Below are 26041 nucleotides of genomic sequence, written 5' to 3'. Positions count from 1 at the left end.
GCAGCGGAAATCGGCCGTTTTGTGCAGTTTCTAGGACGCTTTGTTTTGAATCGACAACAACTCGAAACGGATGCGCAATCGGGACGTTTTTTTGATTGATCTATGCCCCCCTTGGTCCTAAAGTTCGCGCCCGAACGTCCATGCTGGCAACGATCCATCCGGCTCAAGTACTGACGACGAGAGATCGCTGCCGCGATACTCGGCGACATGCCTTGGGAAGTAGGCGAACCAAAGTGGGGAAACTGATCAGGCGTTCTGTTTTTCATCCCTAGTCCGACTTTCGTTTTCCCGTTTTGGAGTTCAGGCATGACCGTCAAGATCGAAGACTATTTCCCGCGAGCGACCTTCCAGAAGATGAAGGCCTTCGCCGACCAGCACGAAACCCCCTTCGTCGTCATCGACACCGAAACCATCGCCAAGGCCTACGATGACCTGCGCGCCGGCTTCGAGTTCGCCAAGGTGTACTACGCGGTCAAGGCCAACCCGGCGGTGGAGATCATCGACCTGCTCAAGGACAAGGGTTCGAGCTTCGACATCGCCTCGATCTACGAGCTCGACAAGGTCATGTCCCGCGGGGTCGGTCCGGAGCGCATCAGCTACGGCAACACCATCAAGAAAGCCAAGGACATCCGCTACTTCTTCGAGAAGGGCGTGCGCATGTACGCCACCGACTCCGAAGCCGACCTGCGCAACATCGCCAAGGCCGCGCCGGGCTCCAAGGTCTACGTGCGCATCCTCACCGAAGGCTCGACCACCGCCGACTGGCCGCTGTCGCGCAAGTTCGGCTGTCAGACCGACATGGCGATGGATCTTTTGATCCTTGCCCGTCAACTGGGCCTGGTGCCGTACGGCATCTCCTTCCACGTCGGCTCGCAGCAGCGCGACATCTCCGTGTGGGATGCCGCCATTGCCAAGGTCAAGGTGATCTTCGAGCGCCTGAAGGAAGAAGACGGCATCGAGCTGAAGATGATCAACATGGGTGGCGGCTTCCCGGCCAACTACATCACCCGTACCAACAGCCTGGAAACCTACGCCGAGGAAATCATTCGCTTCCTCAAGGAAGATTTCGGCGATGACCTGCCGGAAATCATCCTCGAGCCGGGCCGCTCGCTGATCGCCAACGCCGGCATCCTGGTCAGCGAAGTGGTGCTGGTGGCGCGCAAGTCGCGTACCGCCGTCGAGCGCTGGGTCTATGTCGATGTGGGCAAGTTCAGCGGTCTGATCGAAACCATGGACGAGTCCATCAAGTTCCCGATCTGGACCGAGAAGCGGGGCGAGATGGAAGAAGTGGTGATCGCCGGCCCGACCTGCGACAGCGCCGACATCATGTACGAGAACTACAAGTACGGCCTGCCGCTGAACCTGGCCATCGGCGACCGCATGTACTGGCTGTCGACCGGCGCCTACACCACCAGCTACAGCGCGGTGGAGTTCAACGGCTTCCCGCCGCTGAAGGCCTACTACCTCTAAGGCCTGTTCCGCACATGAAAACGCCCCGTCTGACGGGGCGTTTTCATTTCTGACGTTCGCTGGCGAGCCGGTCGCGGCGGGCGGCATAGGCGGCGACGATATCCTCAATCTCGGCCAGGCCGGTGGCACGCAGGGCCGACAGCGCGGTGTCGAGAAATTTCAGATGCCCGGCGTGCAGCGCGCTGAGCAGCCAGTGGCGCGCGGCAGGCCACTGACCCTGCGCCAGCAGGATGGACGCATGGCTGAATTGACCGCGGAAATCGCCTGCTTCGGCCGAGCGCCGATACCAGTCGTGCGCCTGGACGATATCCTGCGCGACGCCGCGGCCTTCCTCCAGATGGCGCCCCACCAGATTCATCGACTTGGCATGCCTGCGCTCGGCGGCCTGGCGATACAGCCGGTAAGCCGCAGCCTGATCCTCGGCAACGCCGCGCCCGGTGGCGAGCAGATTGGCGAGGTTGTACTGGCTCCAGTCCAGCCCCAGTTCGGCTGCCCGGTGGTAATAGCGCGCGGCTTCGGCTGGTGCCGGCTGGCAGCCCCAGCCGTGCTCGAGACAGCGTCCGGCCATGTTGCAGGCCATGGCATGCCCGCGGGCCGCAGCGATGCGGAACCAGGTCAGCGCCAGCGCCGGATCGGCCTGGATGCCGCGGCCATCGAGAAGGAGCTGGCCGAGCAGCTGCGCGGCGGTCTGCCGCTGACCGATGCCACTTCGGCCAACTCGGTGCGCAAGCCGGTGAGCGTCGATCGCGACAACTTCTACGGGTTGAGCAGTCGCGACTATCGCGAAAGCACCACCGATGCGGGCACCGTCAAGCTCGAACATGACCTCAGCGACAGCCTCACGCTGTCCAACACCACCCGGGTGGTACGCACCACCCTCGACTATATCGTCACCACGCCGAACGACTCCAAGGCCGGCAACCTGCCCAACGGGCTGGTCTATCGCTCGGCTAAGAGCCCCTAACGGCAGCATCTACGCGGCGTGGTCGACGTCCAGCAATCCGGTCGGGGAAACCTCGGGGGAAGGGGCGGACGGCCTGAGCGCCAGCAACGATGCCCTGAGTCCGGAGCGCAACCGCAACTACGAGCTGGGAACCAAGTGGGACTTCCTCGATGCGCGCCTGGGGCTGACGGCAGCGCTATTCCGTACCGAGAAAACCAATGCACGCGTGCTTGAGGCTGACGGCACCACCAGCAGCGTCGGTGAAACCCAGGTCGACGGCTTCGAACTGGGTGTGACTGGCCAGCTCACGCCGAAATGGAACATGTTTGCCAGCTACACCTATCTCGATGGCGAGGTGGTCGACAGCGGCCGTGTGGACATCGACCCGACCGCTGTAAGCAACAACGTCGTAGGTGGCGCCAACGGCAACGACATCCCCAGCACGCCGCAGAACAGCTTCAGTTTCTGGACCACCTACCACCTGACCCAGAGCCTGACCGTCGGCGGTGGGGCCAATTACGTGGATTCGCGCTACGGGGACGTCAACAACCGCATCGAGGTACCGTCCTACTGGCGCTACGATGTGATGGCGGCCTATCGGGTGAGCAAGAACCTCGATCTGCAGCTAAACGTGCAGAACCTGACCGACAAGCGCTACTTCGATCAGGTCTACTCCAGCCACATGGCGCACGTGGCGCCCGGACGTACCGCGTTGCTGAGCACGAACTTCCACTTCTGAGTCGCCGTATGAACGAAAAGACCGCCAGCTGGCGGTCTTTTCATTTCATGCACCGAGGTTCAGCCGAAGCTGCCGCGTGGTAGCCAGAGAATCATCACCGCACAGAACACCGCCAGGCCGATGCAGAACCACAGGAAGCGCCGCTGACGACGTTCACTCGCGCCATCGGCCCGTTCCGGCAGCGGCATGCCGCAGTTCTGGCAATCGGCTTCCCCGGGTGCGTTGTCCTGCTGGCAATAGAGGCATTTAGGCATGGCGTTCGGGTCTCCTCATGGCTGCGCTCGGCCCAGCGAAGCAACCGCGCGGTTGTCGGGCAGGTCACTCATTCGAACTGTTCGAGCCGTTGGCGATCGAGAATGCTGATCTGCCGGCCTTCCTGGGTAATGATCGCTTCGTCGATCAGCCGACGAATGATCCGCGAGAAGGTTTCCGGCTGGATTGACAGGTGCCCGGCCACCAGTTGCTTGGCCATCGGCAGTTCGAAGCTGTTGCTGCCGTCCTTGACCCGCGACAGCTGGGTCAGCAGATAGCGCACCACGCGGTGGGTGGCGTTCTTCAGCGACAGCGTCTCGATCTCGTTGATGCGCTGGTGCAGGCGCACGCTGAGCTTGCCGAGCAGGGCGAAGGCCAGGCGCTGGTTGGCTTCCAACAGACGCATGTAGGCGGCGTTGGAGAAGCGATAGACCTGCGACGGGCAGACCGCTTGGGCCGAGGCCACGTAGTTGGGCGTGTCCATCAGCATCATCGCTTCGGCGAAGGTCTGGCGGTTGCCGATGACCTCGAAGACCTTCTCCTGGCCGTCGGGGGTCAGGCGATAGATCTTGATCGCGCCGGAAATCACGAAATAGAACGAATGCGCCGGCTCGCCCTGAAGAAACAGGTTGTCGCCCTTGTCGAGATTGAGCAGCTGGCTGGCATTCATCAGCTCATCCATCTGTTCGTCGTTCAACGGTTCGAACAGGTGATGGCTGCGAAGAATCTGGTGGTGTACGCGATGAAGCACCATGCAAGGCATCCTGAATTCTTGGTGTAGGAGCATGAGCGAGGTCTGGACAGCGTGGCCGACGGCTGCCGCTCATCCTGGTCCGGCCCGGCAAGGCGCCGGGCAATGGTGCGACCATAGCATCGACCGGCACGTCGATTCGAGCGCTCTCAATGATGTGCAGCGACCGCCGCTTCGCGCCAGCGCGGCTCGCTGAACAGTTCGCTGTACTGCTGCAGGCTGGCGATCACCTGGCCCAGTGCGGCTTCGCGCGCGTGGCGGTCGCCCAACGCCTCGGCACCTTGCAGCAGCTGGCCGAGAAGCGCGTGCAGTGCGGCATCCGGTTCCGGTGCGAGCCTGCAGTTGCCGGTCAGGTAGGCGGCTGCTGCATCGATCGCCTGCTGCAGGTCACGAGCCTGAGCGTCGTTCAAGCCTTCGTCCGGCGCTTGCGCGAGGGCAGCATCAACGGCTTCGTGGATGCGTGTCATACCCTCGCGCAGTGCCGCGTCGGTGGCCCACTGCTGGCCATTGGCCGGTCGTAGCAACGGCTGTGCATGGCCATGTTCGTGGTGCGGTGTGGCCGCCTGCACGGTGCCAGCGACGAAACCCAGCGCGAAGCTACTCGCGGTGGCAAGGATCGAAGCGATGGCCAGGCCCCAGGCCAATGGTTGGATGACATGCTTCATGGTGGTTCCCCCTGTGCCGCTGAGGCGCATAGCTCGCGCCGCAATGCCTAGTGATCAGCGCGTTTCGGCGCTGTGAAAGAGAATGTTGTTCTCCAGGTGAATGTGCTGCATCAGGTCGTCCCGTAGCTCCTCGAGCCCGCGATACAGCGCGCGCCAGGTGTTGCAGGCATTCGCCGGCGGGGTGATGTCGTTGGTCAGTGCGGCCAGCTGGGCCAGCGCATTGCCATGCTGATCGTGCTCGTAGCGCATCACCGAGATCGGCCCGTCGGTCTGCGGTGTCTTGATGCCGCGTTGCAGCATCGGGAAGAGGATCTGTTCCTCCTTGAGCATGTGGCTCTCCAGCTCCTGTTGCATGGTCCACAGGTGTTCGGCCAGGCCGTTCGGGCAGTCCGGCTTGGCGCCGTGGACATGCTCGACGCGGCTGGCCAGGCGAATCAGCTCGGGCAGCTGTTCGCGATGGCGCTCATGGAAGCGCTCGAGGATGTGTTCGATCAGCTCATTGAGCGGGCTGCTGCGCCAGTCCGGCTCACCCACCGGGGTGCTGTCGAGTGCCGCCAGTTCGGCAGCGATCTGCGCACCATCGAGACCACGACTGTCGGCGGCCTCGCGCAGCGGCACGTTGCCGCCGCAGCAGAAATCCAGCTTGTGCTGGCGGAACACCCGGGTGGCGCCGGGGATGGAGCAGGCCAGATTGCCCAGGGTTTGGTCGATCAACGCTACGGTCATGGTGGGAACACCGAGTGGAAGAAGTCTTCCTGCTTATCGCAAGCCGTATGCCATGTCTAAGTTATTGTTTTTAAAGAAGACGATAGTTTTTGCTGGTGAAATGAACCCTTTGCCGTTAGGGTTTAAAAAACCGTAAGGGTAGTAACAACCATGATGGAAGAGGCATTACTCGCCGACCTGATCACCGAGTTGCCGAATGCAGTGCGCCTGCAGCGACTGGTGCATACGCTGCACCAGCGCTTTCGCTGCGGTGCGGTGGTGCTGCTGCGTCTGGATGACGACAGCCTGCGGCCGTTGGCAGCTGTCGGACTGGTGCAGGAAGCGTTGGGGCGGCGTTTCGTTGTCGCCCAGCATCCTCGGCTGGCGGCGATTCTTTCCCAGCGCGAGCCGACCTGGTTCGAACCCGACAGCCGCCTGCCTGATCCTTACGACGGCCTGCTCGATGCGCGGGTCGGCGAGCCACTGCCGGTGCACGATTGCATGGGCGTCAGCCTCTACGTCGAAGGCAAGCTGTGGGGCGCCTTGACCCTTGATGCGTTGCACGCCGGAACCTTCGATGACGAAGCCCGCCGCGATTTGCAGCGCTATACGCTGGTGATCGAGGCAGCGGTGCGCGTCACGCGTCTGGAGCACGAGAATCGCGGCCTGCGGCTGGCGCGCACCGACGCTCTGGAAACCAGCCTGGTGCAGGACGATGGTGAAATCCTCGGGCACAGCACGGTGATCCGCGAGCTGCTGCGCGAACTGCAGGTGGTGGCCGATTCCGAGCTGCCGGTGCTGCTGCTGGGCGAGACCGGGGTCGGCAAGGAGCTGTTCGCCCGTTGGCTGCACCGTCATTCGCGGCGGCGCAACAAGCCGCTGGTACATGTCAACTGCGCCGCCTTGCCCGAGTCGCTGGCCGAGAGCGAGCTGTTCGGTCACGTGAAGGGCGCGTTTTCTGGTGCCACCACCGATCGTCCCGGACGCTTCGATGCGGCCAATGGCGGCACGCTGCTGCTCGACGAGGTCGGTGAACTGCCGCTGACGGTGCAGGCCAAGCTGCTGCGTACCCTGCAGAACGGCGAGATCCAGCGCTTGGGCGCTGACAAGCCGCGGCAGGTCGATGTGCGCATCATCGCGGCGACCAACCGCAACCTGCGCGAGAGCGTGCGCGACGGCCATTTCCGTGCCGACCTCTATCATCGGCTGTCGGTCTACCCGGCGCCGATCCCGCCACTGCGCGAGCGCGACAACGACGTACTGATCCTCGCCGGGCATTTCCTGGAACTCAATCGGGCGCGGCTGGGGTTGCGTAGCGTGCGCCTGTCCCCGGCCGCCGAGCGTGCGCTGTTGGGCTACGCCTGGCCGGGCAATGTGCGCGAACTGGAGCATGTGATCAGCCGCGCCGCGTTGCGTCTGCTCAGCCGCGGAGCTTCTCGCAGCGAAATTCTCACGCTGGAGGCCGAGATGCTCGACCTCGACAGCCGTCCCGAGAATGCCGTGGCGGCGGTCGTTGCTGCCGACTCGCTGGCGCCGGGTGATGTAATCCTGCCTCTACGCGAGACGGTCGACGCCAGCCAGCGCCAGGCCATCATCCAAGCACTCGAGGCCAGCGGCGAGAACTGGGCGCAGGCCGCACGCTTGCTGGATGTCGACCCGAGCAACCTGCACAAGCTGGCGCGTCGTTTGAAGCTCAAGTAGTTCGACCGCCAGCGACCGCTGGCCGGCCGCGACGTTGGCGCGCCTGCATGGTCTAACCTCACTGCCTACCGACGAGGAGACCGCAATGGCGCTGAACCAGGAAGAATTCGACGGCCTGCTGGGCCAGGCGCTGGCCCATGCCGAACTGGCTGCCAGCGAGAACAATCCGCTGCATTACCGCGATGCCTTCGCTGCCACGCTCAAGGCTATGCGCTTGCTGGGCGAGGAGTCTGGCGCCTGGCGGCAGATGGTCGCCCGTGCCACCGAGGAGTTCGAGGGCGACGAGGGCGTATAGCCCGCTGGCCCCGTGCGGGCGGGCTTTGTAGGGCGTGACTGAGGCGCCCACGCCTGCCGTGGCTGGGGCTTTTCGTCGCACGACCCCTGCGCGGTCGATCTTGACGCCTATCAATGCTGGCCACTGGTCAGCTGCCTAGACTGCCGGCTGTTTTTGCTCCGTTCAGCCCGAACGATCGCTGTGCCTCGGGGTGCAGCGCGCATTATCCGAAGTCTAGGAGTTGCCATGCACCTGGTCTGCCCGGCAGGAAGCCTGCCCGCGCTCAAGGCCGCCGTCCAGCAGGGCGCCGATGCCATCTATGTCGGTTTTCGCGACGACACCAACGCCCGCCATTTCGCCGGCCTCAACCTTGACGAGAAGCAGCTCGACAAGGGCCTGCAGCTGATCCGCGAGAAGGGGCGCCAGCTGTACGTGGCAGTCAACACCTACGCACAGCCCGAGGGCTGGTCGCGCTGGCAGCGTTCGGTGGACCAGGCCGCCGACATGGGCGTCGACGCGCTGATCGCTGCCGATCCCGGCGTGCTCGGCTATGCCAGCAAGCGCCATCCCAAGCTCAAGCTGCATCTGTCGGTGCAGGGCTCGGCGACCAACGCGGCGGCGCTGGCCTTCTATCAGGAACGCTACGGCATCAGCCGCGCGGTGCTGCCGCGGGTGCTGTCGCTCAAGCAGGTCAAGCAGGTCGCCGCGAGCAGTCCGGTGCCGATCGAGGTGTTCGCCTTCGGCAGCCTGTGCATCATGGCCGAAGGCCGTTGCCATCTGTCGTCGTACCTGACGGGCGAGTCGCCGAACCTGTGCGGTGTCTGTTCGCCAGCCAAGGCGGTGCGCTGGAGCGAGGAGCCGGAGGGGCTGACCTCGCGCCTCAACAATGTCCTGATCGACCGCTATGCCGAAGGCGAATCGGCCGGCTATCCGACGCTGTGCAAAGGCCGCTTCATGGTCAATGGCCAGCGCTTCCACGCCCTCGAGGAACCGACCAGCCTGAATACCCTCGACCTGATTCCTGAGCTGGCGTCCATCGGCGTCACCGCGATGAAGATCGAAGGCCGCCAGCGCAGTCCGGCCTATGTCGAGCAGGTCACCCGCGTCTGGCGGGCGGCGCTGGACAGCTACCTCAAGGCGCCGCAGCGCTACAGCGTGCAGCCGGCCTGGCGCGAGGCGCTCGATGGCCTCTCCGAAGGCTCGCAAACCACCCTGGGTGCCTACCACCGGGCCTGGCAATGAACGAGGACGCCACCATGAAACTTTCCCTGGGCCCTGTGCTGTTCTACTGGGACCGCCAGCAGACGCTGGACTTCTACGCCAACATGGCCAGCCAGCCGCTGGATGTGATCTACCTGGGCGAAACCGTGTGCTCCAAGCGCCGCGCGATGATGCTCGACGACTGGCTGGGCCTGGCTCGCGATCTGGCCGAGGTCACCTCGGCGCAGCTGGTGCTGTCCGGGCTGACCCTGGTCGAGGCGGCTTCCGAGCTGTCGAGTCTGCGCCGCTTGTGCGACAACGGCGAGCTGCTGGTCGAAGCCAACGACATGGGCGCGGTGCAGCTGATGTCCGAGCGCAAGCTGCCGTTCGTTGGCGGCCCGGCGCTCAATCTGTACAACGGCTATGCCCTTGCCGAGCTGGTGAACGGTGGCATGACCCGCTGGGTGCCGCCGGTCGAGGCATCCGGTTCGCTGATCAAGAGCGCGCGTGCGCAACTGCAGGGGCTCGGTGTCGAGCTGCCCGAGATCGAAATCTTCGCCTACGGCCACCTGCCGCTGGCCTACTCGGCACGTTGCTTCACTGCCCGCGCGGAGAACCGGCCCAAGGACGATTGCCAGTTCTGCTGCCAGAACTATCCGGAGGGCATCCCGCTGCTCAGTCAGGAGGGTGAGGCGCTGTTCACCATCAACGGCATCCAGACCATGTCCGCTTCGGTCAGCAACCTGCTGGCCGATTACGAGGGGCTGGTCGACAGCGGTGCCGATCTGCTGCGCCTGAGCCCGCGAGCGGCTGGCATGGAGGATGTGATCGCGGCGTTCGATGCCGTGCGCAACGGCGCGCTGCCGCCGCTGGCGGTGGACGGCTGCAATGGATACTGGCATGGCCAACCGGGCATGCTACGGGCTGAGGAGGCCGGTTTATGCTGAAACCCCGTGCGCATCTGGTGAAACTCGGCGGGCGGCTGCTGCCGTTGGCGGCCAAGACGCCATTCCTGCTGCAGCGCCTGGCGCTGGAACGTAGCCTCAATCAGGTATTCGCCGAGGCGCTGGCTGATGGTGCGTTCGACGCGCTGGATGGCCACTGGATGAAACTGGAGGTCGCCGACCTCGGGCTGGCCTGGTGCCTGACCTGCGAGCGCGAGACCCTGCGCATTGCGGCGCAGGCGCCGGTGGAGGTGACCATCCGTGGCAACTGGCGCGAGTTCCTGCTGCTGGCCAGCCGCCAGGAGGATCCGGATACGCTGTTCTTCCGCCGACGCCTGGTCATCGAAGGCGATACCGAGCTGGGCCTGGCGATCAAGAACCTGATCGACAGCCTGGATCCCGACACGCTGCCGGCCTGGCTGTGGAAGATCCTCCAAGGTGCCGGCGAGGAAGTTGCGCTGGCCGGGCGCGCGCAGGCAGCCGGCGCCTGAATTTCAGCCTGTGACTGTTGCGCGAGCGCGGCGGTCGGCTCAGCCGGAGACCGCCTGCGGCGTGGAGCGAGGAGCACGTGGCTGCATGCGATCGCTGGCGATGATGCTCTTCATGTCCTCGAACAGCGCACTGACTTCTTCCTCGCTGCAGTCCTGCCGGTAGCGCTTGCGCAAGCCGTAGCTGCTGAGGGTGATATGCACGTCCGGGGTGACGCCGTGCTGGGCCAGGCAGGCGCGCGCGCAGTGCAGCGGACAGCCGTCGATGGCCAGGATCGGCCGGCCGGAATGGGCTTTCTTCACCAGCGCTTCCACGCGGCCGCCGACGCCGGCGATGCAGGACATCTCCGCCAGGCCGGCGCGGTCGAGGCGCACTGCCAGCGTGTTGGCCATCTGTGCCACGTTGGAGCAGCCCGAGCAGGAATACACCAGTGGCTGAGTGCTTGGCTTGGTCATGAAATCCTCCCGCGGCTTGAAACGGTGGGCAGTATCGCGTCCGCAGGCGCGAACGGCGTTGATTGCAATCAAGACCCCTGAGGCGATCGGCCGCAGGCTATTCGTCGTAGGCTGCCAGTCCGCGGCTGTCGAGGATCTCGATGCGTCGTCGCTGTACGGCGATGGTTCCGGACTCCACCAGCCGGTGCAGGATGCGCGAAAAGGTTTCCGGCTGGATGCCCAGCTTCGAGGCGATCAGACGCTTGGGCACGTCGAGCATGATCACGCCACTGTCGTCGTTCTGCGCCTGGGTGAGAAAGCGCACCACGCGGCGGCTGGCATTGGCCAGCGTGAGGGTATCGATCTCGCCCATGCGCTGGTGCAGGCGCACACTCAGCGTGGCGAGAATTTCCAGACAGATTCCCGGGTGCTCTTCCAGCATGCGCCGGTATTGCGGACCGTTCAGGCTGGCGACCAGGCTGGCCTTCAGCGCGGTGGCGCTGACCGGGTACAGCGGCATGCCGCGAAACAGCAATGCTTCGGCGAACGACTCGCCCGGGCGCATCACTTCCACCAGCTTTTCCTGTCCATCGCAGATCACCCGGTGCAGCTTGATCTGCCCGCTGAAGAGGAAATAGAAGCGATCGGCCTTGTCACCCTGATGAAACAGCGAGGCGCCTGCCGGCAGGCGTTTCAGGTTGGCCGACGCACAGACCTCCTGCATCGCGGCCTCCGGCAGGCGGCTGAACAGATGGTGGCGGCGCAACGCTGCGATTAGGGACGGTTCGGTAAGCATGGTTCCTCCCCCGACACCGAGGCCGGGATGGTTCGAGGCTGCATCCTAGGAGGTCGGCCGGTCCGATTTCCTTGACCATGGACAAGTTGGAGCGGCGGGGCGCTCCGCCCGCCACTCCCCAAGTCTTTGTCCGGTCTTGATGATGGTCAATTTGCTTCCAGGGGATAGCCCGTAGATTCACAGCATCTAGTGGTTGTCGCGCCATTGATAACTACATGTAGTGATCGGAGGTCTAATGAGCGAGCAGGGTGGAAGGATGCCGATGAGGCTGCGCAAGCGGGACGGGCGGCAGGTCGATTTCGAGCTGGACAAGATCAGCCGGGCCATCGAGGCGGCGGGCGAAGCGACCGGCGAGTTCGGTGCAACCACGGCCCGGGCATTGGCCGATGCCGTGCAGCGACAGCTGGCGGCGTTGCCGGAAGTCGATGTCGAGCAGGTGCAGGACCGAGTCGAGCAAACGCTGATGGAGGCCGGCTACTTCGACACTGCGCGGGCCTATATCGTCTACCGCGAGCGGCACGGCCGCCTGCGGCGCGACCGCAAGGCCATCGTCGACGTCGCCGCGTCGATGAACGAATACCTCTCGCGCGAGGACTGGCGGGTGCGTGCCAACGCCAACCAGGGCTATTCGCTGGGCGGGTTGATCCTCAACGTCTCCGGCAAGGTGACCGCCAACTACTGGCTGGACGAGGTCTACAGCCCGGAGATTGGCCGCGCCCACCGCGACGGCGATCTGCACATCCATGACCTGGACATGCTCGCCGGCTACTGCGCCGGCTGGTCGCTGCGCACGCTGCTCAACGAGGGCTTCAACGGCATTCCCGGACGGGTCGAGGCCGGTCCGCCGAAGCACCTGTCCAGCGCGCTGGGGCAGATGGTCAACTTTCTCGGCACGCTGCAGAACGAGTGGGCCGGCGCGCAGGCGTTCAGCAGCTTCGATACCTATCTCGCGCCCTTCGTGCGTAAGGACAACCTCGGTTTTGACGAGGTGCGTCAGGCGATCCAGGAGTTCATCTACAATCTCAACGTGCCGTCGCGCTGGGGCACGCAGACACCGTTCACCAACCTGACCTTCGACTGGGTCTGCCCCGAGGACCTGCGCGAGCAGATCCCCTATATCGGCGGCGAGGAGATGCCCTTCGCCTACGGCGAGCTGCAGGCGGAGATGGAGCTGATCAACCGCGCCTATATAGAAGTCATGCAGGCCGGCGACGGTCTCGGCCGGGTGTTCACCTTCCCGATTCCGACCTACAACATCACCCACGATTTCCCTTGGGACAGCGAGAACGCCGAGCGCCTGTTCGAGATGACCGCGCGTTACGGCCTGCCGTACTTCCAGAATTTCCTCAACTCGGACATGCAGCCCAACCAGGTGCGCTCGATGTGCTGTCGCCTGCAACTGGACGTGCGCGAGTTGCTCAAGCGCGGCGGCGGGCTGTTCGGTTCGGCCGAGCAGACCGGCTCGCTCGGCGTGGTGACCATCAACTGCGCGCGGCTGGGCTATCTGCACGCCGGCGACAAGTCAGCGCTGCTCGAGCATCTGGACGCGCTGCTGGACATGGCGCGGCAGAGCCTCGAGGTCAAGCGCAAGGTGATCCAGCATCACATGGATGCCGGACTCTACCCGTACACCAAACGCTACCTCGGCACGCTGCGCAATCACTTCTCCACCATCGGCGTGAACGGCCTGCACGAGATGGTGCGCAACTTCACCGACGACAGCGAGGGCATGCACACAGCGGCCGGCCGCGCGCTGGCCGTGGAGCTGCTCGACCATGTCCGCGCGCGGCTGGTGCAGTTCCAGGAAGCCACCGGCCACCTCTACAACCTCGAGGCGACGCCCGCCGAGGGCACCACCTACCGCTTCGCCAAGGAAGACCGCAAGCGCTTCCCGGACATCCTCCAGGCCGGCTCGGCCGAGGCGCCGTACTACACCAACTCCTCGCAGCTGCCGGTGGGCTTCACCGACGATCCCTTCGAGGCACTGGCGCTGCAGGACGAGCTGCAGACCAAGTACACCGGCGGCACCGTGCTGCACCTGTACATGGCCGAGCAGATTTCCTCCACCGAAGCCTGCAAGAAGCTGGTGCGCAACGCCCTGTCGCGTTTCCGCCTGCCGTACCTGACGGTGACGCCGACCTTCTCGATCTGCCCGGTGCACGGCTACCTGGCCGGCGAGCACGAGTTCTGCCCCAAGTGCGACGAGGCCCTGCTGCACAAGCAGCGCGCCGAAGCGGCATTGCCCGCCTGAACTGCGACCCCATGCCCCGCGGCTCCGCATGGTGCGGCGCTGCATACTCACACCCCAGCAAGTAAGGAGAAGCACCATGAGCCAAGCCAGCCAATTGCCCCAGGAGCAACGCCAGCGTTGTGAAGTCTGGACCCGCGTGATGGGCTATCACCGCCCGGTCGCGGCGTTCAATCCGGGCAAGCAGTCCGAGCACCGCGAGCGCCTGCATTTCACCGAAGCGGCGGCGCGGTGACCGCAGCGCTGCGTGTCGGGGGCCTGGTGCCCCTGACCACTCTGGATTTCCCTGATCATCTGGCCTGCGTACTGTTCTGCCAGGGCTGCGGCTGGCGCTGCCGCTACTGCCACAACCCGCAGCTGATCCCCGCCTGCGGCGGCGAGGAAAAGCCGTGGCCTGAGATTCTCGCGTTCCTCGAGCAGCGCATCGGCCTGCTCGAGGCGGTGGTGTTCAGCGGTGGCGAACCGACCCTGCAGACCGCGCTACCGGAGGCCATCGCCCAGGTGCGGGCGCTGGGCTACAAGGTCGGCCTGCACAGTGCCGGGATCAAGCCGAAGCTGTTTCGTCAGGTGCTGCCGCTGGTGGACTGGGTCGGTTTCGACGTCAAGGCGCTACCCGAGCAGAGCACCGCGATCACCGGCGTGGATGGCAGTGGCAAGGCCAACTGGACCAGTCTCGAACACCTGCTGGAAAGCGGCGTCGAGCATGAGTGCCGGACCACCGTGCACTGGCAGCTGTTCGACGCCGATACGCTGTGGGACATGGCCCAGCGCCTGCGTCGGCTGGGTGTCGAGCGCTTCGCCGTACAGTGCGTGCGCACCGCGCACATGCTTGATGACAGCCTTGCCGACAGCCGTGCGCCCTATGACCAGCAGCGCTTATGGGAGCGACTGGATCGGCTGTTTCCTTCGTTTGTGTTGCGCGGATAGCGATGGCGCGGACTGATGCGGCGCGCCCGACCGACTCGGGCGCGCATGGCCTTCAGCTCACCGGATGTCGCTGAAACCTCAGCTCCAGCCCCAGAATTGCAGCCACCAGCCATAGCCCACCAGCGCGCATCCGGTGCTGATGCAGGCGAACGCCAGCAGGCGGCGCAGGCCATTGGCGCCATGGTGACCGATGACGTTCCAGGCCAGATACAGGCTCCAGACGATCGCTCCGATCAGCAGCAGCGCACGCGCTGGCTGGACCCAGGCCAGCACCAGTCCCTCGTAACGCAGCAGCTTCACGGTGGTGGCGGATAGGCCGAGGAACAGCCCGGCACCGCCCAGCGGTGTCAGGCTCAGCGCCAGATGATGGAAGACGTTGCCGCTGCGTCCCATCAGACGTACGGCGGCCCGCACCAGCAGCCACAGCGCGCCGCCGAGCAGCAGCGCGGCGGCGCCGATGTAGGTGAGAATGGCTGCGCCGTCGAGCCAGCTGAAGGCGTCGTTGAGCTGCGGATAATGCGTCAGCAGCCACCAGGGTGCATCGGCTTCCAGCGGCCAGAACAGCTCGCGATCGACCAGCCATTCGGCGGCAGTCTGTTTCAGGGCGATGAACCAGGGGCTGACCGTCCACTGGAAGGCGCCCATTGCCAGGCCGATTACGCCGAACAGCAGCAGGGTGCTGTCCCAGTGGCTGTGCTGCGGCAGGCTGCCGACGATGAGGATTTCCTGATTCGGCGAGCGCGCGCTGAGCTGCACGGCGCCGCGTTGGCCGCTGCAGCGACCGCAGGCATGGCAATCGCTGGCGCCCTGCATGCGGCGGATGTCCAGCAGCGGTGCGCAGTTCGGCGGTGGCAGGTGCGGACCGTTGTTGGCGAGCCAGCGCTGTTCGTCGACCTTGTAGTGCAGCGGGGCGAGCCGGGCAAGCAGCGAGAATACCCCGCTGACCGGGCACAGGTAGCGGCACCAGACGCGCTTGCCGCGGCCATAGAGGTAACCCACCAACATCGCCGCGACGGTGGAGCCTCCCAGGATCAGTAGCGCGGCCTGGGCGTAATCGTAGACGCTGATCAGCTGGCCATAGACGGTGGTGAGGATGAAGGCGATGGTCGGCCAGCCGCCCCAGCGAATCCAGCGCGGTGTGCCCTTGCCGAGCCCGCGCCAGCTGATCCACTCGCTGAGCGAGCCTTCCGGGCAGAGCACACCGCACCATAACCGGCCGAACAGCACCATCGACAGCAGCACGAACGGCCACCACAGGCCCCAGAAGACGAACTGTGCCAGCAGCGTCAGGTTGTCGAGCATGCCTGCCTGAGCCGGCGGCAATGGCAACAGGGCGGGGATCACCAGTAGCACCAGGTAGAAACCGACCACCAGCCACTGCACCGTCCGGATCGCCGCGGCGTGGCGGCGCAGGGCATCGCCGGCGCGTGCCAGCCAGGGCGTCTGGGCGATCATGCCGGCCTCACTGCCAGCGGTGCGGGCGTCGCCGGTCGCAGCCAGGCCCACACGGCCAGCCAGTACGCCAGCATGGTCAGCGCCGCCGCCAGCGACGGCATGGCACGGTAACCGGTGAGTCCGGCGATCGTGCCGCCCAGCGCGCCATCGTCATCCAGCCAGGCCGAGGTATCCCATAGCGGATCGCCGAAGAAGCTGTAGAACTGCTCCGGCACATCCATCCCCATCAGCTGGCCGCTGAAGCGATCCAGACCGGCCATCAGCAGCGCGCTGCCCAGCAGCAGCAACAACGCCTCGCTGACCTGGAAGAAGCGCCGCCAGGAAAAGTACCGACTGCCGGCCTGCAGTGCGGCGTAGCTGAGCAGCGCAAGCACGAAGCCGAGCACGCCACCGATGATGAAACCGGTGAGGTCGTGGCCCTGCTGCTGGTTGCCGATGCCGTAGAGGAACACTACCGTTTCGCTGCCCTCGCGCCCGACCGCAAGCATGGCGAGCAGCAGCAGGCCGAAGCCGCTGCCCTGGCTGAGCTTCTGCGCCGCGCTGTTCTGCAGGCTGCTCTTGAGCGTGCGGCCGTGGTGATGCATCCAGCCGACCATGTGCAGGATCAGCATGCTCGCCACCAGCAGCATGCCGCACTGGAACCACTCGCCGCCGCTGCCGGCCAGCCAGTCGCCGGCGCGCAGCACGCCCCAGCCCAGCGCGACCGCCAGCCCCAGGCCGGCCGCGACGCCGCCCCAGAGCATGCGCAGCGCGTGGCCCGCGCCCGGCTGCTGGCGCAACCACGCATGCAGGATGCCGATGACCAGCAGTGCCTCGACGCTCTCGCGCCAGACGATGAACATTGATTGGCCCATGCCAGCTCTCCTGCACTACCTGGCGATGATCTCGCCTTCGGGAAGGTCCATGTGGAATTCATCGAAGAACGGATAACGACCCGGCTTCAGCGGATGGATCACGACGAACGACGTCACACCCGGCGACAGCACCTTCTCCACCCGCAGCGGTGTGCTCTCGAACTCGGTCGGACCGCTGCCGGCGTTGTGCACCACGATCTTGAAACGCTGGCGCGCCGGCACTTCGATCGACGCGGGTTCGAAATGGCCGTCGCGGATGGTCAGCTCATAGGTGGGCAGGGCGGCCTGTGCGCCACCGGCGAATCCGGCGAGCAGCAGGGCGCGGAGCAGGAAGGTGCGCATGGGAGTACTCCGCTTCAATAACCGCCTTTCTTGCCGATGCCGGCGTAGGTGAACTCGTAGTTCAGCTGGCAGCCTTCGAACCAGGGCTGCACGCCGGTTTCCTTGTCGACGTGGCGGCCGAACATGTTGTGGCCCTTGCCCGGCGGCAGGATCTTGAAGGTCAGCTGATACTTGCCCGGGCCGAGCAGCTTGACGTTGTCACCGTAGTGCGGACCGTCGTTGGCGACCATCGGGTGGAAATCGCCTTCGACCACTTCATCGGAGCCCTTCTTGCGCAGGCTGTAGTGGATGCTCAGGTAGGGCACGAAACTGCCTTCCTGCCAGCCGTTGCGATTGTCCTCGGTGGCGGATATGTCGGCTTCCAGGTGGACGTCGGATTCGGCGGCGGCGCGCATCATGCCCGGCGGGTCCATCTCCACCGGTTGCAGATACACCGCACCGACTTCCATGCCGCCGCAGTGCTGCGGTTCACCGATGGGGTATTCCTTCGCCTGGGCGAGTGGAGTGAGCAGCAGGGCGGTGGCGGCCAGGGTAGCGGGGATGCGCATGGGAAAACTCCGAAGGTGGGAAGGTCGAAGCAAGCATCCTCCTTGCGATATTTAATGCTAATGATTCGCGTCAAGAATCTCTGAAATAGTCAGTTGCAAATGCCCGCTCGCCCCTTCGTCGGCGAACCCTGTGCGGGCGAATCCTCTAAGATGGTGCACTTTTCGCTTCAGGGGCCCCCATGTCATCAACTGCCGTACTGGATGCCCGCTCCGCCCGCGTACTGCCCTGGCTGGTCGCCATCGCCTTTTTCATGCAGACGCTGGACGGCACCATCCTCAATACTGCGCTGCCGGCGATGGCCCGCGACCTGGCCGAGGATCCGCTGCGCATGCAGGGCGTGGTGATCGCCTACATGCTCACCGTGGCGTTGCTGATTCCAGCGTCCGGCTGGATCGCCGACCGCTTCGGCACGCGCCGCATCTTCTTCTCGGCGATTTTGCTGTTCACCCTCGGTTCGCTGTTGTGCGCGCTGTCGACCAGCTTCAACCAGCTGGTAGCCGCGCGGGTGATCCAGGCGCTCGGCGGTGCGCTGATGCTGCCGGTGGGGCGACTGGTGGTGCTGCGCGCCTTTCCGCGCAGCGAGTTCGTGCGGGTGATGACCTTCATTGCCCTGCCAGGAATGGTCGGGCCGCTGCTCGGGCCGACGCTCGGTGGCTGGCTGGTGCAGTACGCCTCCTGGCACTGGATCTTCCTGATCAACCTGCCGGTGGGGCTGGTCGGTTGCATCGCAGCATTCCGTTTCATGCCCGATTTCAAGACGGACAAGCGGGTGCGCTTCGATAGCCTCGGCTTCCTGCTGTTCGGTACCGCGATGGTGCTGATTACCATCGCTCTGGAGGGGCTCGGCGAATTGCGCATGCCGCACGCGCGGGTGCTGTTGCTGCTGTTCGGCGGCGCGGCCTGCCTGGCGGCATACTGGTTGCGCGCCGGGCGCATCGATGCGCCGCTGTTCAGTCCGAGGCTGTTCCATACGCGCAGCTTCGCCGTCGGGATCTTCGGCAACCTGTTCGCCCGGCTGGGCAGCGGCGCGCTGCCGTTCCTGCTGCCGCTGCTGCTGCAGGTGGCGTTGGGCTACTCGCCAGCGCAGGCGGGGATGACCATGATTCCGCTGGCGCTGGGGGCGATGCTGGTCAAGCCAATGGCCAAGGGGTTGATCGATCGCTTTGGCTATCGACACATCCTGCTCGGCAACACCGTGCTGCTGGGCCTGCTGATCGGCAGCCTGGCCACGGTGGATGCCGATACCTCCCAGCTGCTTCTGCTGCTGCATCTGAGCCTGATCGGCATGGTCAATTCGATGCAGTTCACCGCGATGAACACCGTCACGCTGGTCGGTCTCAGCAACGCCAACGCCAGCAGCGGCAACAGCTTGCTCTCGGTGGTGGTGCAACTGTCGATGAGTCTCGGCGTGGCGGCAGCCGGTGCGCTGCTTGGCGGATTCACCGTGCCCGGGGCGCAGGGTGTCGAGGTGTTGCCGGCCTTCCGGCTGACCTTCCTCTGTATCGGCGGCATGGCCTTGCTGGCCGCGAGTATTTTCCTGCAGCTGGGTCGACATGACGGCAGTCAGCCCCGCGAGGGGCGCGGCGCGATGCCGATGGGCGACTAGCCCCGCACCGCGGCGGTAGTTCATCTGCCCAGTTTCCTGACATATCCGCGCGGCGCCACTGCGGGCGCGCTCAGGCCTCCAGCCAGCGTGGTCCGGCGGGTTGCGGCCGCCAGGGCTGTTGCCTGTTGGCAGGCCAGCGCGCGGATAACCTGCTGCATTCCTTTACCTGTTCAAGTAAACATTATCGACCTGTCTTCTAACGTTACATATCTTTCCGCTCGAATCATGGCGTTTTGCCAATGCACAAGGAGTGGAGATATGAATGCGCTGAGCATGTCCTGGCTGGTGATGGGAGTGTCGCTGTGTATGGTGCTGGTAGCGCTGATCGCGCTCTGCGCACTCGGGTTCGGCTATCGCCGGCAGCAGAGCGAGTTGCGGGTGTTGCGCGAACTGCTGCTGAACATCGGCGCGATCATCGAGCGCCTTGAGCGTGAGAAGGCCGAGTTCTTCGCGGGGCTGCGTGCGGAGAAGGCACATGCGGCGCAACTGCGTCGGCAGCTTGAACTGATCAATCGCTGATCTTGTTATAAAAACAATATATTTGTTGTTTGTGGCGGCTTTTGTATTGTTAGCGACGACTTCGGTTGGTATAAAACCAACAAAAATGATCTGGAGTCAGCCGCATGCACCCTCGTGTCCTCGCCGTTACCGAGCGCTTGATCGCCCGCAGTCGCCCAACCCGTGAGCGCTATCTGGCGCTGATTCGTGGGGCGGCGGAGGCGGGGCCGGCGCGCAGCGGCGCCCAGTGCGCGAACTTCGCCCACGGCGTCGCCGGTTGCGGCGCGCAGGACAAGCAGCGCCTGCGCCTGCCCGATGCCGCCAACATCGCCATCGTCACCGCCTACAACGACATGCTCTCGGCGCATCAGCCCTACGAGGATTATCCCGAGCGTCTGCGCCAGGCGCTGCGCGAGATCGGTTCGGTGGGGCAGGTGGCGGGCGGTGTGCCGGCGATGTGTGATGGCGTCACCCAGGGCGAGCCGGGCATGGAGCTGGCCATTGCCAGTCGCGAGGTGATCGCCATGAGCACCGCGGTGGCGCTGTCGCACAACCTATTCGATGGGGCGCTGCTGCTCGGCATCTGCGACAAGATCGTCCCCGGGCTGCTGATCGGTGCGCTGCGCTTCGGTCATCTGCCGGCGGTGTTCGTGCCGGCCGGGCCGATGCCCTCCGGGCTGGCCAACAAGGACAAGGCCGCGGTGCGCCAGCGCTACGCCGAAGGCAAGGCCAGTCGCGACGAACTGCTCGCCGCGGAGATGCAGGCCTACCACAGCCCCGGCACCTGCACCTTCTACGGCACCGCCAACACCAACCAGATGCTGATGGAAGTGATGGGTCTGCATCTGCCCGGCTCCTCCTTCGTCAACCCGGGCACGCCATTGCGCGATGCGCTGACCGCCGAGGCCGCGCGGCAGGTCACTCGACTGACGCCACAGGGCGGCAGCTTCACGCCGCTCGGTGAGCTCGTCGACGAGCGCGTATTGGTCAACGCCATCGTCGCGTTGCATGCCACCGGCGGCTCGACCAATCACACCCTGCACATGCCGGCCATCGCCCAGGCGGCGGGCATCCAGCTGACCTGGCAGGACATGGCCGACCTCTCCGAGGTGGTGCCGACGCTGGCGCGGGTCTATCCCAATGGTTCAGCCGACATCAATCACTTCCATGCCGCGGGCGGCGTCGCGCTGCTGGTGCGCGAGCTGCTCGATGCCGGCCTGCTGCACGAGGATGTGCAGACCGTGATGGGGCGCGGGCTCAGGCGCTACGCGCAGGAACCCTTCCTCGAAGACGGCCGGCTGACCTGGCGGGACGGTGCAGCGACGAGTCTGGACGAGAGCATCCTGCGCCCCGTGGCGCGGCCGTTCTCGGCTGAAGGCGGGCTGCGGGTGATGAGTGGCAATCTCGGGCGCGGGGTGATGAAGGTGTCCGCCGTGGCGCCCGAGCATCGCGTGGTGGAAGCGCCGGCGCGGGTCTTTGCCGATCAGCTGGAGCTGGTGGAGGCGTTCAAGGCCGGCGAACTGGAGCGTGATTTCGTCGCGGTGGTGCGTTTTCAGGGGCCGCGCGCCAATGGCATGCCGGAACTGCACAAGCTGACGCCCTATCTCGGTGTGCTGCAGGATCGCGGCTTCAAGGTCGCGCTGGTCACCGACGGGCGCATGTCCGGGGCGTCGGGCAAGGTGCCGGCGGCGATCCATGTGTGCCCGGAGGCGATCGACGGCGGACCGCTGGCGCGCGTGCGCGACGGCGATCTGCTGCGCGTGGATGGGCAGAGCGGCACGCTTGAGGTGCTGGTCGATGCCGCCGAGCTGGCCGACCGATCGCCGGCAGCGGCGCCGGCCGCAGGTGTGCAGGGCTGCGGCCGCGAGCTGTTCGGCTTCATGCGCGCGGCGTTCAGCTCCGCCGAGCAGGGCGCCAGTGTGTTCACCGCCGGGTTGGAGGCGCTGCGATGAGGCTGGCGCTGGTCGGGGATATCGGCGGCACCAACGCGCGCTTCGCGCTGTGGCGCGACTCGCGGCTGGAGGCGGTGCAAGTGCTGGCGGCGGCGGATTTCGTCACGCCGGAACAGGCAGTCGAACATTACCTGGCTTCGCTCGGTCTGGCGCCGGGCGGCGTCGGTGCGGCGTGCCTGGCCTGTGCCGGGCCGGTCAAGGGCGAGCAGTTCACCTTCACCAACAATCACTGGCGGCTGTCGCGGCGCGACTTCTGCGGTGCGCTGCAGCTGGATGAGCTGCTGCTGATCAACGATTTCGCCGCGATGGCGCTGGGCATGACCCGGGTCAGCGGGGCGGAGCGGCGGACGATCCGCCCCGGCGTCGCCGAGCCCGACGCGCCGGCGCTGGTCATCGGGCCGGGCACCGGGCTGGGGGTTGCCGCGTTGATGCCCTTGGATGGTGGTAGTTGGCGTGCGTTGCCGGGGGAGGGCGGGCACGTCGATCTGCCGGTGGCGGATGCACACGAAGCGGCGCTGTGGCAGATGCTCTTCGCGCAGCTTGGCCATGTGCGTGCCGAGGACGTGCTCAGTGGTGGCGGCCTGTTGCTGCTCTATCGGGCGATCTGCGCCCTGGCCGGTTTGACGCCGCAGCTGACGTCGCCGGCTGAAGTCACGGCGGCGGCGCTGGCTGGCGATCATGTCGCGGTGGCGACCCTGGAGCAGTTCTGCGTGTGGCTCGGCCGCGTCGCCGGCAACAACGTGCTCACGCTCGGTGCGCGGGGCGGGGTGTATATCGTCGGTGGCGTGGTGCCGCGTTTCGCCGATTTCTTCGCGGCCAGTGGTTTCGCCCGCGGCTTTACCAGCAAGGGCTGCATGAGCGGCTATCTCGGCGATGTGCCGGTGTGGCTGGTGACTGCTGAGTTTCCGGGGCTGGAGGGCGCCGGGGTGGCGCTGGAGCAGGCGCTGGCACGCTGACGGGTTATGTCGGGGTGTGATGGCGGGATGTTGTTATAGCAACATCCCGCGTTCGTGCTGGTTCCGTTCCCTTAGCTCGGCTCTTCGTCCGCCGGGTAGCGGCTGGCATTCAGGCTTTCCTTCACCTTGCGCAGATGCGGCTGGAAATCCACGCCGCGGCGCAGGGTCATGCCGGTGGCGAGCACGTCGAGCACGGTGAGCTGGATGATGCGCGAGGTCATCGGCATGTAGATGTCCGTGTCCTCGGGTAGCGGAATGTTCAGGCTCAGCGTGCTGGCTTGTGCCAGCGGCGAGCCGGCGGCGGTCAGGCCGAGTACCGAGGCGCCGTTCTGTCGGGCGACGCGCGCCACCTCCACCAGTTCGCGGGTGCGCCCGGTATAGGAAATGATCACGAACAGATCGCCGGTATGCGCCACCGAGGCCAGCATGCGCTGCATCAGTACGTCCGAATGCGCGGTCACCGCCAGGTTGAAACGGAAGAACTTGTGCTGCGCATCCAGCGCCACCGAGGCCGAGGCGCCAAGGCCGAAGAAGTGGATCTGCCGGGCCTGGATCATCAGGTCCACGGCGCGGCTGACCAGCTGCGGGTCGAGGCTCTGGCAGGCGCTGTCCAGCGAGGCGATGGCCGAGCCGAAGATCTTGCGGGTGTATTCCGCCGGGCCGTCGTCCGGCTCTACCGCCTGGCTGACGTAGGCGGCGCCGCTGGCCAGGCTCTGCGCCAGCTGCATCTTCAGTTCCGGATAACCGCTGACGCCGAACGAGCGGCAGAAGCGATTCACTGTCGGCTCGCTGACCTGTGCGGTCTGCGCCAGGGTGGCGATGCTGAAACGGGTGGCCTGCTGCGGGTTGCGCAGGATGACTTCGGCGACCTTGCGCTCGGCCTTGTTGAGGTCTTCGAGGCGGCGCTGGATCTGCTCGAGCAGGTTGTGTACGCGGTCCATGTCGGTCCTGATGCGGCTTGCCAAAGGGGTGGCCTATCCTACTGAGGGTGGTGCGCAGCGGCCACAGGTATCTAAATCTGCGGTAAATGTTGTTTTTATTACTACATTGAACTTGAATAACCGAGCATCGCCGTGTATTCATAGGGCAGTTTTAGTAGAAGAACAAACATCATGACGCCACTATCTGTCGAACCCTGCACCCTGGCGCTGTTCGGCGCCCTCGGTGACCTGGCCCTGCGCAAGCTGTTCCCCGCGCTTTATCAGCTCGATCGTGCCGGCCTGCTGCCGGAGGACACCCGCATCCTCGGTCTGGCCCGCGACGGCGGCGAGCCGGCCACGCATCTGGCGCTGATCGCCGAGCACCTGCGTCGGCATGTGGCCGAACGCGAGCTCGACGAGATCGTGCTGCAGCGCTTCCTGGCCCGGCTGGACTACCTGAGCATGGATTTTCGCCGCACCGGAGATTTCGCCGCGCTGGCGGACAAGGCCGGCCAGGCCGAGCGCATTGTTGCCTTCTTCGCCACTCCGGCGTCCGTCTACGGTGCGATCTGCGCCGGGCTGGCCGAGGCGGGGCTGGCCGAGCGCACCCGCGTGGTGCTGGAAAAACCCATCGGCCATGACCTGGAGTCATCCCGCGAAGTGAACGACGCGGTGGCGCGCTTCTTCCCGGAAGACCGCACCTACCGCATCGATCACTACCTGGGCAAGGACACGGTGCAGAACCTGATCGCCCTGCGTTTCGCCAACAGCCTGTTCGAGACCCAGTGGAACCAGAACCACATCTCCCATGTGGAGATCACCGTCGCCGAAACCGTTGGCATCGAAGGCCGCTGGGGCTACTTCGACCAGGCCGGCCAGCTGCGCGACATGATCCAGAACCACCTGCTGCAGCTGCTCTGCCTGATCGCCATGGACCCGCCCAGCGACCTCTCCGCCGACAGCATCCGCGACGAGAAGGTCAAGGTGCTCAAGGCGCTGGCGCCCATCGCGCCGGAGCAGCTCGGCCAGCAGCTGGTGCGCGGGCAGTACGTGGCCGGCAGCATCCTCGGGCGCCAGGTGCCGGGCTATCTGGAGGAGGAAAACTCCAACACCCAGAGCGACACCGAGACCTTCGTCGCCCTGCGCGCGGACATCTGCAACTGGCGCTGGGCCGGCGTGCCGTTCTACCTGCGTACCGGCAAGCGCATGCCGCAGAAGCTGTCGCAGATCGTCATCCACTTCAAGGCGCCGCCGCATTACATCTTCGCCCCGGAGCAGCGCCAGCTGATCGGCAACAAACTGATCATCCGCCTGCAGCCGCAGGAGGGCATCTCGTTGCTGGTGATGACCAAGGACCAGGGCCTGGACAAGGGCATGCAGCTGCGCAGCGGGCCGCTGCAGCTGAACTTCTCGGAAACCTACAAGAGCCCGCGCATCCCCGACGCCTACGAGCGTCTGCTGCTGGAAGTGATGAAGGGCAACCAGAACCTCTTCGTGCGCAAGGACGAAATCGAATACGCCTGGAAGTGGTGCGACCAGCTGATCGACGGCTGGCAGCGCGTCGGCGCCCCTCCCAAACCCTACACAGCAGGCAGCTGGGGACCGGCTGCCTCGATTGCCCTGATCAGCCGTGACGGCAGGAGTTGGTATGACGATCTCTAACCTCGATCTGCCGGTGCAGACCCTCGGTTTCAGCCTCGGCAACGCCGACCAGTTGGCCGGCGAACTGGCGCTGACCGTGAGCAACGCCGTGCGCAGTGCGATCGCCGAGCGCGGTGCGGCGACCCTGGTGGTCTCCGGCGGCCGCAGCCCGATCGCCTTCTTCGAGCGCCTCGCGCAGCAGGAGCTGGACTGGGCCAAGGTCACCGTCAGCATGGCCGACGAGCGCTGGGTGCCAGTCAGTCATCCGGACAGCAATGAAGGGCTGGTACGCCAACACCTGTTGCAGGGGCCGGCTGCCGCGGCACGGCTGATCGGCCTTTATCAGAGCGCGGCCAGTCTCGACGAGGCGGCTGAGCGCGCCGATGCTGTGCTGGCCGAACTGCCGCCGATCGACGTGCTGGTGCTGGGCATGGGCGAGGACGGCCACACCGCCTCGCTGTTCCCCGACAGCCCGAACCTAGAAGCGGCGCTCGACCCGCGTGGTACGCGGCGCTGTCTGCCGATGCAGGCGCCGAGCGTGCCGCGCCAGCGTTTGAGCATGAGCCTGGCGTTGCTGGCCAACGCGCGGCTGACCCTGCTCGCCCTGCACGGCCCGGGCAAGCTGGCCACGCTCAACCAGGCCCTGGCCGGCGAATCCTATGAAGCGATGCCGATCCGCGCCTTCCTCGCCCGTCCCCTCGAAATCTACTGGTGCCCGTGAGGGCGCAAG

Annotated in this window: 26 protein-coding genes and 2 pseudogenes; 16 read left to right on the top strand and 12 right to left on the bottom strand. The window is 65.4% G+C overall.

Annotated features, from left to right (window positions below; genetic code table 11):
- The first annotated feature begins 306 nt into the window (after positions 1–306).
- Positions 307–1470: a type III PLP-dependent enzyme gene (locus tag N8H22_RS00440; RefSeq protein ID WP_264588671.1), complete on the top strand. Its 1164-nt coding sequence runs from the start codon at positions 307–309 to the stop codon at positions 1468–1470.
- Positions 1471–1513: 43 nt separating this feature from the next.
- On the opposite strand, the pseudogene N8H22_RS00435 reads toward N8H22_RS00440, so the two are convergent.
- A pseudogene (locus N8H22_RS00435) lies at positions 1514–2146 on the bottom strand (tetratricopeptide repeat protein); the annotation flags it as partial.
- Between the two features lie 9 nt (positions 2147–2155).
- On the opposite strand from N8H22_RS00435, the pseudogene N8H22_RS00430 reads away from it, so the two are divergent.
- Positions 2156–3152 (top strand): annotated as a pseudogene (locus tag N8H22_RS00430) (TonB-dependent receptor); the annotation flags it as partial.
- A 59-nt stretch (positions 3153–3211) separates the two neighbouring features.
- Here N8H22_RS00430 and N8H22_RS00425 read toward each other — a convergent pair.
- From N8H22_RS00425 to ytfE, 4 genes are all read right to left on the bottom strand, one after another.
- Positions 3212–3406 (bottom strand): DnrP protein, encoded by a 195-nt coding sequence (locus N8H22_RS00425; RefSeq protein WP_264588670.1) that lies wholly within the window; start codon positions 3404–3406, stop codon positions 3212–3214.
- Positions 3407–3474: 68 nt separating this feature from the next.
- Entirely contained in the window at positions 3475–4158 is a 684-nt protein-coding gene (locus N8H22_RS00420) for a Crp/Fnr family transcriptional regulator (RefSeq protein WP_264588669.1), read from the bottom strand.
- Between the two features lie 146 nt (positions 4159–4304).
- The gene (locus tag N8H22_RS00415) at positions 4305–4820 is read right to left on the bottom strand and encodes a DnrO protein (protein ID WP_264588668.1); all 516 of its coding nucleotides are present in this window, start codon (positions 4818–4820) and stop codon (positions 4305–4307) included.
- A gap of 54 nt (positions 4821–4874) precedes the next feature.
- Positions 4875–5546: an iron-sulfur cluster repair protein YtfE gene (ytfE, locus tag N8H22_RS00410; RefSeq protein ID WP_264588667.1), complete on the bottom strand. Its 672-nt coding sequence runs from the start codon at positions 5544–5546 to the stop codon at positions 4875–4877.
- Positions 5547–5696: 150 nt separating this feature from the next.
- Here ytfE and norR point away from each other — a divergent pair, with 150 nt between their 5' ends.
- The 5 genes from norR (at position 5697) to N8H22_RS00385 (ending at position 10135) form a co-directional block, all read left to right on the top strand.
- Positions 5697–7226 (top strand): nitric oxide reductase transcriptional regulator NorR, encoded by a 1530-nt coding sequence (gene norR / locus N8H22_RS00405; protein ID WP_264588666.1) that lies wholly within the window; start codon positions 5697–5699, stop codon positions 7224–7226.
- An 85-nt stretch (positions 7227–7311) separates the two neighbouring features.
- On the top strand, positions 7312–7521 hold the full coding sequence (locus N8H22_RS00400) for a hypothetical protein (RefSeq protein WP_264588665.1): 210 nt from the start codon (positions 7312–7314) through the stop codon (positions 7519–7521).
- A gap of 225 nt (positions 7522–7746) precedes the next feature.
- Complete coding sequence (locus N8H22_RS00395; RefSeq protein WP_264588664.1) at positions 7747–8742, top strand: peptidase U32 family protein; 996 nt, start codon at positions 7747–7749, stop codon at positions 8740–8742.
- A 14-nt stretch (positions 8743–8756) separates the two neighbouring features.
- Positions 8757–9647, top strand: a complete 891-nt coding sequence (locus N8H22_RS00390; protein ID WP_264588663.1) for a U32 family peptidase — start codon at positions 8757–8759, stop codon at positions 9645–9647.
- Positions 9641–10135: an SCP2 sterol-binding domain-containing protein gene (locus N8H22_RS00385; protein ID WP_264588662.1), complete on the top strand. Its 495-nt coding sequence runs from the start codon at positions 9641–9643 to the stop codon at positions 10133–10135. Before N8H22_RS00390 ends, N8H22_RS00385 begins: the two co-directional genes overlap by 7 nt.
- Before the next feature lie 39 nt (positions 10136–10174).
- Here N8H22_RS00385 and N8H22_RS00380 read toward each other — a convergent pair whose 3' ends face one another.
- Both N8H22_RS00380 and N8H22_RS00375 read right to left on the bottom strand, forming a co-directional pair.
- A complete protein-coding gene (locus N8H22_RS00380; protein ID WP_264588661.1) occupies positions 10175–10588 on the bottom strand; it encodes a putative zinc-binding protein in 414 nt (137 codons plus the stop codon).
- 97 nt (positions 10589–10685) lie between these two features.
- Entirely contained in the window at positions 10686–11363 is a 678-nt protein-coding gene (locus N8H22_RS00375) for a Crp/Fnr family transcriptional regulator (RefSeq protein ID WP_264588660.1), read from the bottom strand.
- 256 nt (positions 11364–11619) lie between these two features.
- On the opposite strand from N8H22_RS00375, the gene N8H22_RS00370 reads away from it, so the two are divergent.
- The 3 genes from N8H22_RS00370 to N8H22_RS00360 all read left to right on the top strand — a co-directional run bounded on the left by N8H22_RS00370 (position 11620) and on the right by N8H22_RS00360 (position 14538).
- Positions 11620–13614, top strand: a complete 1995-nt coding sequence (locus tag N8H22_RS00370; RefSeq protein WP_264589310.1) for a ribonucleoside triphosphate reductase — start codon at positions 11620–11622, stop codon at positions 13612–13614.
- A gap of 76 nt (positions 13615–13690) precedes the next feature.
- Positions 13691–13846, top strand: a complete 156-nt coding sequence (gene nrdD, locus N8H22_RS00365; RefSeq protein ID WP_043297960.1) for an anaerobic ribonucleoside-triphosphate reductase — start codon at positions 13691–13693, stop codon at positions 13844–13846.
- A complete protein-coding gene (locus N8H22_RS00360; protein ID WP_264588659.1) occupies positions 13843–14538 on the top strand; it encodes an anaerobic ribonucleoside-triphosphate reductase activating protein in 696 nt (231 codons plus the stop codon). The genes nrdD and N8H22_RS00360 overlap by 4 nt, the downstream gene beginning before the upstream one ends.
- Positions 14539–14616: 78 nt before the next feature.
- On the opposite strand, the gene N8H22_RS00355 is transcribed toward N8H22_RS00360, so the two are convergent.
- From N8H22_RS00355 to N8H22_RS00340, 4 genes are read right to left on the bottom strand one after another with little or no spacing between them, the layout of a single operon-like run.
- Positions 14617–15993: a 4Fe-4S binding protein gene (locus tag N8H22_RS00355; protein ID WP_264588658.1), complete on the bottom strand. Its 1377-nt coding sequence runs from the start codon at positions 15991–15993 to the stop codon at positions 14617–14619.
- Positions 15990–16847, bottom strand: a complete 858-nt coding sequence (locus N8H22_RS00350; protein WP_264588657.1) for an FTR1 family protein — start codon at positions 16845–16847, stop codon at positions 15990–15992. The genes N8H22_RS00355 and N8H22_RS00350 overlap by 4 nt, the downstream gene beginning before the upstream one ends.
- Before the next feature lie 15 nt (positions 16848–16862).
- Positions 16863–17189 carry a cupredoxin domain-containing protein gene (locus N8H22_RS00345; protein ID WP_264588656.1) on the bottom strand — a complete coding sequence of 109 codons (327 nt, stop codon included), beginning with the start codon at positions 17187–17189 and terminating at the stop codon, positions 16863–16865.
- A gap of 14 nt (positions 17190–17203) precedes the next feature.
- Positions 17204–17737, bottom strand: coding sequence for an iron transporter (locus tag N8H22_RS00340; protein WP_264588655.1), 534 nt, complete (start codon positions 17735–17737; stop codon positions 17204–17206).
- Between the two features lie 179 nt (positions 17738–17916).
- Between N8H22_RS00340 and mdtD the strand changes: the two genes are divergently transcribed.
- The 4 genes from mdtD to N8H22_RS00320 all read left to right on the top strand — a co-directional run bounded on the left by mdtD (position 17917) and on the right by N8H22_RS00320 (position 22750).
- On the top strand, positions 17917–19344 hold the full coding sequence (gene mdtD, locus N8H22_RS00335; RefSeq protein WP_264588654.1) for a multidrug transporter subunit MdtD: 1428 nt from the start codon (positions 17917–17919) through the stop codon (positions 19342–19344).
- Positions 19345–19602: 258 nt separating this feature from the next.
- Complete coding sequence (locus N8H22_RS00330) at positions 19603–19863, top strand: hypothetical protein (RefSeq protein ID WP_264588653.1); 261 nt, start codon at positions 19603–19605, stop codon at positions 19861–19863.
- 104 nt (positions 19864–19967) lie between these two features.
- Positions 19968–21794, top strand: coding sequence for a phosphogluconate dehydratase (gene edd, locus N8H22_RS00325; protein ID WP_264588652.1), 1827 nt, complete (start codon positions 19968–19970; stop codon positions 21792–21794).
- Positions 21791–22750, top strand: coding sequence for a glucokinase (locus N8H22_RS00320; protein WP_264588651.1), 960 nt, complete (start codon positions 21791–21793; stop codon positions 22748–22750). Before edd ends, N8H22_RS00320 begins: the two co-directional genes overlap by 4 nt.
- Before the next feature lie 71 nt (positions 22751–22821).
- Here N8H22_RS00320 and N8H22_RS00315 read toward each other — a convergent pair whose 3' ends face one another.
- Positions 22822–23691, bottom strand: coding sequence for a MurR/RpiR family transcriptional regulator (locus N8H22_RS00315; protein ID WP_264588650.1), 870 nt, complete (start codon positions 23689–23691; stop codon positions 22822–22824).
- 171 nt (positions 23692–23862) lie between these two features.
- Between N8H22_RS00315 and zwf the strand changes: the two genes are divergently transcribed.
- Together zwf and pgl are read left to right on the top strand one after the other, a co-directional pair.
- Positions 23863–25332: a glucose-6-phosphate dehydrogenase gene (zwf, locus tag N8H22_RS00310; RefSeq protein ID WP_264588649.1), complete on the top strand. Its 1470-nt coding sequence runs from the start codon at positions 23863–23865 to the stop codon at positions 25330–25332.
- Positions 25319–26032, top strand: coding sequence for a 6-phosphogluconolactonase (gene pgl, locus N8H22_RS00305; protein WP_264588648.1), 714 nt, complete (start codon positions 25319–25321; stop codon positions 26030–26032). The genes zwf and pgl overlap by 14 nt, the downstream gene beginning before the upstream one ends.
- The last annotated feature ends 9 nt before the right edge of the window (positions 26033–26041 follow it).

Origin of the sequence: Stutzerimonas sp. S1, from assembly GCF_025966695.1 — a bacterium.
In the GTDB taxonomy this organism is placed as follows: domain Bacteria; phylum Pseudomonadota; class Gammaproteobacteria; order Pseudomonadales; family Pseudomonadaceae; genus Stutzerimonas.
This window is presented reverse-complemented; position numbering and strand designations above follow the sequence as displayed.